Annotated in this window: 12 protein-coding genes and 1 pseudogene; 8 read left to right on the plus strand and 5 right to left on the minus strand. The window is 55.8% G+C overall.

Annotated features, from left to right (window positions below; all coding sequences use genetic code 11):
- The first annotated feature begins 87 nt into the window (after positions 1 to 87).
- The 4 genes from ACERIT_RS09295 (at position 88) to ACERIT_RS09310 (ending at position 2,322) form a co-directional block, all read left to right on the plus strand.
- Complete coding sequence (locus ACERIT_RS09295; protein WP_373674573.1) at positions 88 to 258, plus strand: hypothetical protein; 171 nt, start codon at positions 88 to 90, stop codon at positions 256 to 258.
- Between the two features lie 253 nt (positions 259 to 511).
- Complete coding sequence (locus ACERIT_RS09300; protein ID WP_373674574.1) at positions 512 to 973, plus strand: pyridoxamine 5'-phosphate oxidase family protein; 462 nt, start codon at positions 512 to 514, stop codon at positions 971 to 973.
- A 144-nt stretch (positions 974 to 1,117) separates the two neighbouring features.
- On the plus strand, positions 1,118 to 1,753 hold the full coding sequence (locus ACERIT_RS09305) for a helix-turn-helix domain-containing protein (protein WP_373674575.1): 636 nt from the start codon (positions 1,118 to 1,120) through the stop codon (positions 1,751 to 1,753).
- A 158-nt stretch (positions 1,754 to 1,911) separates the two neighbouring features.
- Positions 1,912 to 2,322 carry a helix-turn-helix domain-containing protein gene (locus ACERIT_RS09310; protein ID WP_373674576.1) on the plus strand — a complete coding sequence of 137 codons (411 nt, stop codon included), beginning with the start codon at positions 1,912 to 1,914 and terminating at the stop codon, positions 2,320 to 2,322.
- A gap of 12 nt (positions 2,323 to 2,334) precedes the next feature.
- Here ACERIT_RS09310 and polX read toward each other — a convergent pair whose 3' ends face one another.
- The 4 genes and pseudogenes from polX to ACERIT_RS09330 form a co-directional block, all read right to left on the minus strand.
- Complete coding sequence (gene polX / locus ACERIT_RS09315; protein WP_373674577.1) at positions 2,335 to 4,062, minus strand: DNA polymerase/3'-5' exonuclease PolX; 1,728 nt, start codon at positions 4,060 to 4,062, stop codon at positions 2,335 to 2,337.
- A 119-nt stretch (positions 4,063 to 4,181) separates the two neighbouring features.
- A pseudogene (locus ACERIT_RS09320) lies at positions 4,182 to 4,445 on the minus strand (RNA-guided endonuclease TnpB family protein); the annotation flags it as partial.
- Positions 4,446 to 4,678: 233 nt separating this feature from the next.
- The gene (locus ACERIT_RS09325; RefSeq protein WP_373674578.1) at positions 4,679 to 7,591 is read right to left on the minus strand and encodes a PAS domain S-box protein; all 2,913 of its coding nucleotides are present in this window, start codon (positions 7,589 to 7,591) and stop codon (positions 4,679 to 4,681) included.
- A gap of 227 nt (positions 7,592 to 7,818) precedes the next feature.
- Complete coding sequence (locus tag ACERIT_RS09330; protein ID WP_373674579.1) at positions 7,819 to 8,034, minus strand: hypothetical protein; 216 nt, start codon at positions 8,032 to 8,034, stop codon at positions 7,819 to 7,821.
- Positions 8,035 to 8,276: 242 nt separating this feature from the next.
- Between ACERIT_RS09330 and ACERIT_RS09335 the strand changes: the two genes are divergently transcribed.
- Entirely contained in the window at positions 8,277 to 9,539 is a 1,263-nt protein-coding gene (locus tag ACERIT_RS09335) for an RNA-guided endonuclease InsQ/TnpB family protein (protein WP_373674580.1), read from the plus strand.
- A gap of 196 nt (positions 9,540 to 9,735) precedes the next feature.
- Positions 9,736 to 9,999: a hypothetical protein gene (locus ACERIT_RS09340; protein WP_373674581.1), complete on the plus strand. Its 264-nt coding sequence runs from the start codon at positions 9,736 to 9,738 to the stop codon at positions 9,997 to 9,999.
- Between the two features lie 1,035 nt (positions 10,000 to 11,034).
- On the opposite strand, the gene ACERIT_RS09345 is transcribed toward ACERIT_RS09340, so the two are convergent.
- A complete protein-coding gene (locus ACERIT_RS09345) occupies positions 11,035 to 11,190 on the minus strand; it encodes a hypothetical protein (RefSeq protein ID WP_373674582.1) in 156 nt (51 codons plus the stop codon).
- 66 nt (positions 11,191 to 11,256) lie between these two features.
- Here ACERIT_RS09345 and ACERIT_RS09350 point away from each other — a divergent pair, with 66 nt between their 5' ends.
- Together ACERIT_RS09350 and ACERIT_RS09355 are read left to right on the plus strand one after the other, a co-directional pair.
- Entirely contained in the window at positions 11,257 to 12,042 is a 786-nt protein-coding gene (locus tag ACERIT_RS09350) for a TSUP family transporter (RefSeq protein WP_373674583.1), read from the plus strand.
- A gap of 160 nt (positions 12,043 to 12,202) precedes the next feature.
- Positions 12,203 to 12,589: a hypothetical protein gene (locus tag ACERIT_RS09355; RefSeq protein WP_373674584.1), complete on the plus strand. Its 387-nt coding sequence runs from the start codon at positions 12,203 to 12,205 to the stop codon at positions 12,587 to 12,589.
- The last annotated feature ends 296 nt before the right edge of the window (positions 12,590 to 12,885 follow it).

Genomic DNA, 12,885 nt, shown 5'->3' on the forward strand with positions numbered 1-12,885 from the left:
ATACCGAATCGGTTTCGAACACGTCGTTCCCACGTGCTCGGAACTGGAGAGCATCATTTAACGATAGACACTGGAGTACGACATACGATGAGTAGCAATGGGGGAGGTGAGTACGCGTTTAACTGTCCGGGGTGTGAGGAATCGTTGGTGGTCAACGAACCGATGAAGAACGCGCTCGTTGAGAGCGGCTGTGTCATCTGTGGAACGACCGTGACTCCGGAGGCGTTCACGCGAACCCCTCCTGCCGACTCCTGTTGATGTCCGAATGAGTCCGTTTTCGTGGATCTCCCCAAACTCATGTCTGACTGCCGCCGTTCGCTCCCCCTGAAGGGGACATAACCGTCTCACTTCCGTGACATATGACGGTCGTTCGCCCTCAATCGACGTTCGAGGGAGGTCGTACCTACGTTTCTCGTCCGGGATTGCCGTGTCCCGACGTCGTCTCAGATGGCCGTCGACTTTGGATCAGGTATTAAAGTGCCGTGCTCGTCGATAGTCGTAGGTAGCTCATATGACATTGGACTCGGAAACGGAACTCTCGACGGAGGAGACGGATTCCATTCTCGGCAGCCATGAGACGGGAGTACTATCTCTGGCGCGAGAGAACGAGCCGTACTCCATCCCTATCTCGTACGGGTATGACGCCGAAAAACGGCGGTTCTATCTGCGGCTCGTTTCGACTCCCCAAAGCGAAAAACGGCAGTTCTTAGCGTCCTCACCCTCGGCCCGACTCGTCGTATACGAGACGGACGAGCCCATCTACTGGAGTGTCGTGGCGGTCGGAGCGCTCCGTGAAGTTGACCGTGATGAGTTGACCGTCGAACACGTTGCACAGTACGGCGACGCCAAGCGACCTCTCTTCGAGATATGGGGCGAGTCGCGTCCGGATATGGACGTTCAACTCTATCAGCTCGATCCGACCGAGTTGAGTGGTCGTCGAATCGAAATCGAGCGCGACGACGAGTCTTCGTGATCCGTCTCACGCAGTCACCGGGCGTGAGTCGAATCCCGTTTCACTATTACGACACGCTACCTATTCACACATATATTAGCTGTTTGTGACTTCCTCGGAACGTCGACCCTACACTAAAGGTCCCTCGTTGTGAACGTCTAGGTCATGTCGTCGGGAATTCGAGTTACCGTGGAGTTTACCACCCCCGACATCTGTCCGATCGTGGAACTCTCGCAGACGGCGGAAACGACGATCGATTCGGTAGCGTCGAACGTGCGTCCCTCCGACTGTACGGAACGCGTGACCGAATTTTCGATGGACACGGACCCCGCCCCCGAGATGGATATCACACCGATCTTCTCGCACGGGTCGACGGATCGATATCGATTGACACACGGCGGCGATGTGGGCTGTCCGTGTGAATGTCTCGGATCGTTTGGGTGTCCGGTCGCTCGGTACGTCGCACAGGATGGCACACTGACCGTCGTCTTCCACGCGGCCGACTACGATCAGCTCCAGGAGGTCATCGGGAAACTCCGTGACCGCTTCCCCGGCCTGGACATCAAACGATTCATCCAATCTCCGGCCGGAGAACACACCCACGATAGCGTTCTCGTGGATCGGGACAAACTCACGTCTCGTCAACTCGAAATACTGGAAGCCGCCTACGAACGGGGATACTTTGAACGACCGCGCCGAGCCAACGCAACGGAGATCGCTGCTGACCTCGATATTACCCCGTCCACCTTCAGGGAACACCTCGTGACAGCGGAAACGAAAATCCTCGAAGACGTTCTTTGATCCGGACTTGCGTTCGTTTCTACAGATGAGCAAGGCGAGTGCCTCGGGGCGGGACCCCGAGGCGGTTCACGCGACCGATCGGAATTTGTTCGTCCTTAATAAACCCACCCGGATATTGTGGGTGTGTGTTACTCCGTTGACTGGTGGTATAATTATATATGAGTCAGTCACAGATCGCCGCCGCGACCGATCACTTCCTCGATTCATCTTCGGACCGGATTCGGAGAATCGACGACGAAAAGAGGGTTCAGGAAGTGCTCGGCGCGCTTGATGACGCTGACTGCCGTGCTATTCTCGAAGCGACAAGCGACGAGACACTGTCCGCAAACGAAGTTTCGGAGGCCTGTAACCTGCCGCTCTCGACGACGTATCGAAAACTCGATCTGCTCACCGAGGCCGAATTGCTCGAAGAACGGACTCGTATTCGCCGATCCGGAAAGCATGCCAGCGAGTATTCTCGAACGGTTGAAGACGTGGTCGTCTCGCTTGACCCTCAGGGAGGGGTGGAGCTACGGATCTCACGGCACGAGGACACCGAGCAAGCCGGATCGCCCTTGTTGATGAAGTGAGGCGAACAATTCTCACTCATCGAAAAACGACAACAGCGTCTCGAGCGAACGTGTATTGAGGATATCGCCCGTCTCACACCATCCGCGACGAGCCTGCGCGACCCCCAGATGCATGAACTCCAGTTCACCGGTCGTGTGAGCGTCGGTCGAGATGACGTATGAGACCGTCTCGCGGTAGTCTTTAACAGCCTGCCAATCCAGATCCAGCCGTTCGGGTTGTGCATTTATTTCGATCGCGACGTTCTCCGCGGCGGCCGTCTCCACGACCGTTCCCATCTCGAGATCCAGTGGATCGCGCTCGTTGATCAGCCGGTTGGTCGGATGTGCGAGGATGTCGATCGGAAACTCCCGTAGCGCTCGCACCACGTGGTCGGTGGGATCGGACGGCTGGCTATGTATCCCGGCGACGACCAGATCACAGGCTTCGATCCACTCGGCAGGAATATCCACGCCGTCCTCGGTAATCTCGACCTCGATACCCTGGAGGACCGTGACCTCGACGTCGTCGTCGGCATTGACCGCCTCGATCTCGGCTTGCTGGTCGCTGAACCCTTCCGAATCGATCGTCGTCGGGATCGATGCGTTTGGGCCATGATCCGTGACGAGGACGTATTCGAGACCCTGCTCGTCGGCCGCCTCGGCCATCTCCCGGACGTCGTGGGACCCGTCGGAGTAGTCGGTGTGGAGTTGGAGGTCGCCCCGAACGTCGTCGAGTTCGACCAGATCCGGTAGCTCCCCCCGTGCTGCCGCGTCCACTTCACCGGTGTCCTCGCGGAGTTCCGGCGGAATCCACGCCAGATCCAGCGCGTCGTAGATCGTGTCTTCGGTTTCACTCGCGAGTCGCTCGCCGACGCGCTGTTGGCCCCGCGCGTCGTCCACCGCGCTCACGTCGAAGAGTCCGTACTCGTTGAGCTTCCAGTCGCGATCGATCGCTCGATTTCGGAGCGTGATATTGTGGTCTTTCGACCCGGTGAAGTAGACGAGTGCGGCACCGTACTCCGAGTCGTCGACGATGCGAAGATCCATCCCGAGATCACCCGAGACGATGACCGATGCCTTCGTCTCGCCACGGGAGAGGACTTCCTTGACGTCATCGTGGCTGCAAAACTCCGCCATCGCTGCATCGGGATCCCCCGCCGTGGCCAGGATGTCGAGATCACCGACGGTCGCTCGACGTCGCCGAAACGAGCCGACGATGTCGATCCGATCGAACGCATCCGAATCCTGCAGTCGCGTCTTGACGTCGCTCGCGATCGGAAAGGCACGGCCCAGAAGCATTCGCTCTTGCCCCTTTTTCGCCCGTTCGATGTGATCGAGAATGTTTCGTTGGGATTTCTCCCCGAAACCTTCGAGTTCGGCGATCGCACCCGCTTCGGCGACCCGCTCGAGGTCGTCGAGCGTCTCGACGTCGAGTTCCAAATAGAGCGTCTTGGCGGTCTTCGGTCCCACCCCCTCCACGCTGGTAATCGCCTCGATGTCGATGGGGAGATCCGCTTTGAGGTCCTCGTAATAGTCCATCTCGCCCGTTTCGAGGTAGTCGGCGATCTTCTCGGCGATGGACTCGCCGACGCCCTCGATGTCTTCGAGTTCGCCCCGCTCGTAGACGTCCTCGATCGCCTCGGATTGGGATTCGATGTTCCGGGCAGCGGTACGATAGGCGCGAGGCTTGTACTCCACCTCCTCGATCTCGAGGAAGTCCGCGATCTCTCGGAGCAGGTCGGCGATTTCCTGATTCTTCATTCCCGTTTCCTCCGTTCAGTGACTGCTCCGGCAGCGGATAAGTATTGACCTCCTCCTCCGCGTTCACGCGGAGGAATCCCACCACGGGATTTCAGGCCGAGTGTAGCGGCCTGTTGGTTTCAAGACGCATACGTTCCAAGCGTCACCTGCTGGGTTTCAGCATCGTCCCCAGAAATCGAAGATTTCTGGTGTGCGAACGAATCGCGCAGCGATTCGTTAACGGCTTGGCTGTCTTGTGGCGCGGTCAAACGCGCCCCATCCTCAGCCGAGTCATCGTCGTTCGAGTGTTCTCTGGAACGACTCTCTCCGCTGAGGTAGCGGTCTGCAATGTTTATCGTCCCGTTCACGTCGGCTTGGTACTCACCGACCCAACAGCGATCATCAATTCAGCACTTGGAACCCTCGATGGGTCGCTCTCTGGTATCGCCTGCCATCGGCAATGTCACGATGAAAATGGCACCGTGAGGTTCGTTGTCTTTGATACGAACTTCGCCACTGTGTTCGATCGCGTTCCGGATGCGGTTCTCCAAGAGTTGGCGAAGAGAGCTTCGATCATGCGAATTCAGGAGCCGATGGAGGGGTGAACAGAATATCTTCACAAATACTGTCGAACCGATTAGTTTCCTGCTGGGAGTCGAATGGTGACCTCGTTTCCCCGTGGCTCGGTCGCCTCCACATCCACCACTCCATCTGAATGAGCGACTATCAAATTGACGAGCCAGAGGCCAATTCCACTGCCGTGGTACAGTGGCGTCATTTCTTCACCCTCCATGAGCACCTTATGTTCCATCTCAGGGATATGGGGGTTGTTATCGGCTACGCTGATCTCAAGGGTATTGTCGCATACCTCCACCTGCACCTGAATCCGGGGACTATCAGTATCAGCATGGATGATAGCGTTCTGGAGAACCTCCTCAATGGCTAGGGTGATTTCTGGGACTGCCCGAACAGTGGCCTCGCTCTGGATATCCATGGAGATTTCCGCGTCCGGGTATCTCTCTCGCATGTCGGAAACGAGTGTCGCCACTTCCTGCCCGATTTCGTGTGTGGTCGTTTCTGGTTGACTGGCGAGGAACTCAGTCACGTCGTGTTCCTTCTCGACGGTTTGAAGCAATTTCTGGCTACTTTTGAGAATTTTCGAGGCAGAGGACGCTATCTCACCCGTTGTGGCGTCTCTAATATTCTCAGCATAGCCCTCGATGACATTCATGTCATTATTGAAGTTGTGTTGGAGGATTCGATCCACCATGTATATTTGTCTGAGGCGTTCGATCCGTCCCGTAATGTCACGGATGATACCGATGAATCCGATAACCTCGCCACTTGCATCCCTGAGATACGACATATTAATCTCGCCTGGGAACGTCTGTCCGGATTCCTTCTCGAAGGCAACGGTATGCGTGATCTTTGGATCGTCAATGTGGTCCTCTATCGCCTCGCCCATTGCCTCAAATTCATCCTCGCTTTCGTACAGGTATCGAGTGGATTTACCCTCGATCGCTTCCAGTTCGTAGCCGAAGAGGTCTGTGAACGTTGGATTGGCATTGATGATTCGTCGATCCGCATCCTCGACGAGGATCGCATCTCGGATGCTGTCGAAGAGGGATTCGTATCGTTCTTTTGCCTCCGCGAGCTTCTCTTCGTACCGTTTTCGTTCAGTTTGGTCTCGAAGTGCGACTAAATCGGCAGGTTCACCCTCGTACTGAATGGTAGCAGCACTGATATTTGCAACCCGCTGTTCGCCGTCTTTCGCGAGAAAGTGCGCATCGTACTGTGACGGGGGCGATTTTGACTCAGGATCAAGGCGCTGAAGGTACCGTTCTATAAGGCGATCCCGATCTTCTGGAGCGATGACTTCTAAAAACGGTTTGCCGAGCAGATCGGATTTCTCGTATCCTAACGTTTCCGTCACCTCTTGGTTCACAAACTTAATTTCTCCATCTTGGATGACAGTAATTACGTCGTGACTCTGTTCGACGAGCGTCGAATACTTTTCTTTCTCTGCTCTGAGTTCCCGTTCCCGTCGTTTTCGCTCGGTGATGTCGACGAACGATGACATTACCCCGATGGGTTCGCCCTCGTCATCTGTCAGGAGACTGGCCGCACCCCTGGCGTAAAACGTTGAACCATCGGCCCGGACAGCCTCGAGTATACCTTCCCAATTCCCCTGCTCTTTCATCGTCTCCAAGCCGGATGCTGCTTTCTCGGGATCTTTCCAAAATTCTGTCACTGACCGTCCAATGACATCGTCTCTGTCATCGTACCCCCACATTTCGAGGGAGGCAGGATTCACGTTCGTCACCTCGCCGTCGAGATTCGCGACGGCAATTCCGCTCAGTGACGATTTAAACGCGTATTCGTACCGCAGGAGCTGTTTTTCCCGCTCTATGCGCTCGGTAATATCCTGGAACACGCCCCGAAGGACTGCCGCATTCCCCGAACCATCCGTTCGAACCTCACCATATGAACGGACATATCGGACCGTGTCGTCGGGACGGACGATACGGAGTTCACGATCGTATTCAGTCCCGTCTTCGATTGCCTCGTTGAACACCCTCCTGATCTCGTCGCGGTCCTCGGGGTGGTAAAACTCGAGTCCCTTTTCTATCGTCAGTTCGAAATCGTCCTCGACTCCGAGGATGGGACGAACCCCGTCTGACCACGAGAGCTCCTCCTTCTGGATATCGTACTCCCACACGCCGATATCGGCGATATCTTGGACGCGACGAAACAGGAATTCCTGCCGTTCGAGATCCTGCTCGCGCTCCTTGCGCTCGGTGATGTCCCGGACGTTCACCATAACTCCCTCGATAACCGGGTCGTCGAGGAGATTCCGACCCCTGACTTCGAGCCACCGCCAGGATCCATCGGCATGGCGCGCTCGGAACTCGACAGTGTGCTCTTGGTCTGGGTGTTCGAATAACTCCGTAAAGCCGGCTGTGGCCGTCGACTGATCGTCCGGATGGATATATTCGAAGGCATCGCGCTGCTTGAGTTCTTCGGGTGAGTAGCCCAGCACGCGCTCGACTGCTGGTGATATATAGTCGACCTGTCCGTCTTCACCGACGATCATCACGTAATCGGACGCTTGATCGAGGATGGTTCTGAAGTACTCCCGAATGCGCTCGACTTCTTGATCACTCCGCGCCTGGTTTACGGCGTTGATGATTCGATTCGCCAAAATCGTGTACTGCTCAGTCCCAGGTTCTTTCTGGAGGTAATCGGTGACGCCCGCTGAGATGGCCTCGCTCGCGATTTCCTCCGAGCCCTTGCCCGTGTAGAGAATGAACGGAATCGTTGGGTGTTCTTCTTGGACGAGGTCTAGGAACTCTATGCCGTTGTATCCGGGCATATCGTAGTCCGAGACGATACAATCGATGTCGCGGTCGACCAAAATCTCCAGTCCCTCCTCGGGGCTGGTCGCGGTATAAACCTCAATCTGCTCGTCTTCACGCTGAAGGTACGTCGCCACCATCTCACCGAAATCCGCCTCATCGTCGACGTGAAGGACGTGTATCGGCGGTTCCATAATTCATGTGAGTGCGTCAATCGGTTAGTTCTTGCCGTCATATAAAATCTTTAACTATAATTTGCCTTCCCGCCAGTGCGTCTGGAAGGCAGGTACGCACGTTCTATTCAGCAGGTTCAGATCCTATTTATCCGGGTTACGTCAGTAACGTCCTGCAAGATACAGAGGATAGATACAGCACCCAGTAGTAAAAAATGTCTACGATAGAGATAGTATAGCGGCTGGATTCAAAGTTTGATAGCGATTGTTTCAACTGCCAAGACGAACCGATAGAAAAGATACACCACAAATAGGAGTATGCCAACTTCAACGATACTGATCCATACTGAGATCGGCCTAATGAGGCTCTGCATGACGACAAATCCATAAGCGAGACTAGCAACAAAAAGTACGAGTATCAACCCAATTACCGACGTGGGGACTTCGAACTCTCCAAATTCCATACGGCTGGATAGTTCGCCTCTTTACAAAATAGACCCGGTAACTCAAACAGAGACTTACTTTTCTTCCGCAGTTTGGTTCTGTTATATTCGCGCACTGCATTCAGCAGCGTCGAATTTACCAGATCATAGACGAGAATGCCCCTTCCTCAAGGAGCAAGTGTAGCGAGCGAGTAGGGAGGGGATGAATCGCCGCACGCCAGTACAAACCATTAAATGAACATATCTCTAACCAAGAGATAGCGATGGAATACAGTCACCGCTACCACGCGTACCCGACACAAGAGGTAGCGGAGCGACTCGACTCTCACATCGACGTTCATCGCCAAGCGTACAACCACACACGCTACGAATACTCCCACCTTCGGGAGGACACCGACACCATCGGGTCGGCGTACAACCATCATGCCCGACTCACTGACTGGAAAACCGAGTTCCCCGTGTTCAAAGAGGTTCACTCCAAAGCACTTCAACGAACCGTCACACGGTTCTACCAGAATCTCTCGAACCTCTCCAAGCAGAAAGCGAACGGTCGTAAGGTCGGGAGGCTCAAATGGAAGTCTCCACGGGAGTTCCAGAGTATGACGTATTCGCAGTCTGGCTTCGAACTCAAAAACACGAGTGGCCGCAACGCAACTCTCTGGCTCTCCAAAATCGGAGACATCAACATCCGCTACCACCGCGAAATCCCTGATGAAGCGTCCATCAAAGAGATCACAATCAAAAAGGAGACGACCGGCGACTGGTTCGTCTCGTTCGGCCTCGAAACCGACGACGCCGACCCGCCCGAGAAACCGGATGTGGACTCGCTCGACACGAGCAATAGTGTCGGTATCGACCTCGGCATCCTCAGCTACGTCCACACGTCAGACGCCAAGACCGTGGATTGGCTCGACCTCGAAGACGAGTACGACCGACTCCGCCGCGAACAACGTAAGTTGTCGCGGAAGAAGAAAGGGTCGAACAACTGGGAGAAACAACGCCGGAACGTGGCGAAAGTCACGCGTTACATCCAGCGGAAGGTGCTGGACTACCAGCACAAGATAACGACGTGGCTCGTCCGCGAATACGACGCCGTGTTCGTCGAAGACTTAGACGTGAAAGGAATGTTGGAACAGTCGCATAACGCTCGCAACAAGCAGGATGCGGCATGGCGGCAATTCATCACGCTCCTCGAATACAAGAGCGATTTGTACGGCTGTCACGTCGTGCAGGTCGACCCCAAAGGGACGACAAAAGAGTGTGCGGCGTGTGGTGTAGAGACAGCGAAACCCATCTGGGTACGCGAGCATTCGTGCCCGTCATGTGAGTTTGAATGTGCTCGTGATGCGAACGCGGCGATGAACGTCCTGCAACGCGGCTTTTCTGAACTAGGGCTGGGATGGCCCGAAGACACGCCTGTGGAGACTGCGCTCCCTACGGACACCACTACGGTGTCTGCAAAGCGCGTCGTCGAAACAGGAAGCCCAACCCTCAAGGAACGAACGGCGTCAGCCGTGAGCGAGTAGGGTGGGGTAGTTCACCTCTCTTCGTTCTGTTACAAGAGCCGCGCTGCATTCAGAGGATGGATGCAGCACTTGGCAACAGTTTATTGCAACTACTCTATTCTGAAACTGCTATTCTGTGGAACGTGCGTATTGAGCAATGGAACGTTCTATCCACACATCAACACGTATTTCGGACCGGTTGAACATATCTGCCCATATGCCCTCCACTACCCCCTTCATTGATTCGGTTACTGGAGAACTGGATAGAGCCCAAGTTCTCTCGGAAGCGATCCCGATCGGTAAACTCATCGGCCTATTCGTCACTCTCAGCCTCGTGCCCTTTGGTCTCGTGTTTCTTGCACTTGGCAGCTCACCTGTGGGTGAGGTACTGGTCATATTGGGCCAGTTCATCCTCGCAGTCGGGACTGGTATCGTGCTCATGTACGTCGTCGCTCGTGGAACGCAGTTGTCCGGTGAGTGAGTCTCCGACACGGACCGGTTCGGCTATCTGATGGTTTTTGTTTGGTGGACAGCCGTCGAACGACGAGACTCGTATACGCACCTCCTCGAGGGGTTTGTCGGAGTCACCACAGCCCTGTTCACGGGATTGCTGTGGACAGTTCAATTCATACGATTCTGGGGGGTTGAGATGGCATCAACCCGAACAATTGCATTCCTCATTGTATTCGTGCTTGGAGCTGTTTCCCTAGCAGGCGTCCTCACAGGAATTCCCCTGATGTACACTCGACGTCGGCTGTGATCGTTCACAGACCGAGTCTGTCTCAACAAAAACGGTTCATCGCGATACGTCTGGGTTTCTATTCTCTTCTTACCGGATGTATCGCTCCACCCCGAGCTAGAGAACAAATCACAGTAGTTTTTGAGAGGGATGGCTCTGTTCCATACAGAGATGCCCTCTGAGAAAGTCTGTCCGGATTGTGAGGAACTATTAGAGCAGATGAAGCTGCAAGGAACCGACGCCCTTGGAGAGCTTTCCATTGTCTCAGAATCGCCAGAAGACGGATTCCTTAGCAGCATACGAGTAGACGAAATCCTCACGCCGGTCCCATACGTGTGTCCCGAATGCCGACGAACTCTCTTGTACGCCGAAGAGTAATCGATAGGCGAGTCTCCTACATAGACCGATCTCGACCGCCTCGATCAAACCAGCCCCTCGTGCAAGACTCGCGCTTTGTATCTTGCACGCGAGTCTTGACAAGACTTGGATAGGCAGAGCGTGCGAATCTTTCTATGACACGCTCACACTATGCTGTCCACTCGACCCCCGCTATTCGATCCTCGGTTCCGACAGAGTGTCGGAACACTCGTCACTCACGGGAAGGCGGGGGTATGCGCTCGTATCTCTATCACGTGCCGATTCTCAGGAGTTCGTGACGGTGCCATCGTCGTGGATCGGGTCATCCGATCACCTCCTTTTCACTCTCGCTCTCCCTCATTCCCGTCGTCCCCATTCCTGTCCTCTATCACTCCTGTCCCGCCTTACTTTCGCTCTTCCTCACTCCTGCCCTCCACCACGCATCGTTGCAGCACACTCGGTACAGAACCCGGTTTCCTCGTCGTAGTGGGTCGTACACACGAGTGCCCCACACTGGGAACAGTGGTGCTCGGCGAGTGCCGTCTCACAGATCTGACAGAGGGTTTCGAGGCTCATGAAGAGGTATCCGCCGAGATCTACCACCCCATACCGTTTATAAATTCGCCGGCCGACTCCTGACGTGTGCCGTTTGGATTCGCGCCGGAACTGGCCGCTGGGATCGTCGTGGTCGTATTCGTCGCCGGCGCAGTGAACGGACTCGCAGGATTCGGGTTCGCACTGGTTGGAACGATGGCGCTGGCGACGGCCATCGATCCAGCCACGGCCGTCGTGTTCATGATCGCCCCGATTCTCGCCGTGAATCTGTCCTTGGTCCGCGATCTTTCGCCCGCGCAACTCCGATCATGTGGGCGCCAGTTCGCACCGCTGATTCTCGCGGCGCTCGTCGGTACCCTCGCCGGCCTCGTCGTCCTCGACCGCGTCCCACAGGGACCACTGAAAGTGGGTCTCGGCGTGGTGTCACTGTCCTTCGTCGCGAGTGCTCAGAAAACGGTCCCGATTCCCGGACTCGATCGGGCCAGATCGGGCTGTTTCGTCGAAACGCCGTCCGCGATGGTCGGCGTCGGTGCCGTCTCCGGGCTGGTGTTCGGCGGGACGAACGTCGGCGTGCAACTCATCGCGTATCTCCGGAGTTGTGATCTCTCCCACAGCATGTTCATCGGCGTCGTCGCGATGGTCTTTCTCGGGCTCAACGGCGTCCGCATCGGTGCGGCGGGCGTTCTCGGGCTGTACCCGAGTGGCGCGGTCGCGCTCGCCTCCGCCCTCGCAGCAGCCCCGGCCGTAGTCGGAGTTGCGATCGGGACGCGACTCAGGTCGACCGTCAGCGAACACCACCGGCGGGTCGCGGTGCTTGCGCTGTTGACCGTGATCGGGATCCGACTGGTTCTTGGCGGTCTCGGGATCGCCTGACCGGCCATCCAGCGTCGTCTCGGAGACGATGACCCGACTGAATCGATCGTTGCGATCGAACACGTCCGGATGGCTGTCGTTGACTCTCCCGCCCCTCCCGGAGCAGAAATCCGAACATGTTCGAAGGGGGATTTAACGGCCACGAGTCTCTATTGTCTCCATGGGACAGACAGCTGGTGGATACGTCGAGACGGAATCGCTCACCACGACCCACTGGCTCGCGATACTACTCGTCCTGGCAACCGGGATCATCCACGTGTATGCCGGCCTCGTCGAAGGACGAATACCGGTATCACTCGCGGGTGTCGGGTTCCTCGGTGCTATCGCGTTGTTCCTTTTGGATTTCCGCCGATCCCTGCTGTATCCGGTGGGAATCGTTTACACGGCAGTTCAGCTTCCGCTTTGGTACGTTGGGAAAGCCGGTGAATACACGATGATCGGGTACGTCGATAAAACGATTCAGGTCGTACTCATCATCGTTCTCGTCTACCTCTTCTGGAAGGAACGGAAAACACCCGAACGGAGCCGCGGGACGCCAGCCGCTTGATTCCGGGCGTTGTGCTAACTGCTTGATTCCGGGCGTTGTGCTCTCGGATTGAATCGGTTCGCGAACTGGCTCGCGAATCGACCTACGAATCGGATCGCGAATCGCGCTCACCTGGCTCATCTTCCTGACGACGTCACTCTCGGGCACCGGCAGATCGTGCTGTAACTGAGTCTCACCTGAGTCGCTACGGTCTCCTGCAGGTTCTCAGCAATATCCTGCAGATCGTTCCGCGATTTTAATAAGGATATATCACGAACATGTTCGAGGTAATTTCTGCCGGATGAGAATCTGTTTAC

This window comes from Halopenitus sp. H-Gu1 (assembly GCF_041821145.1).
In the GTDB taxonomy this organism is placed as follows: Archaea; Halobacteriota; Halobacteria; order Halobacteriales; family Haloferacaceae; genus Halopenitus.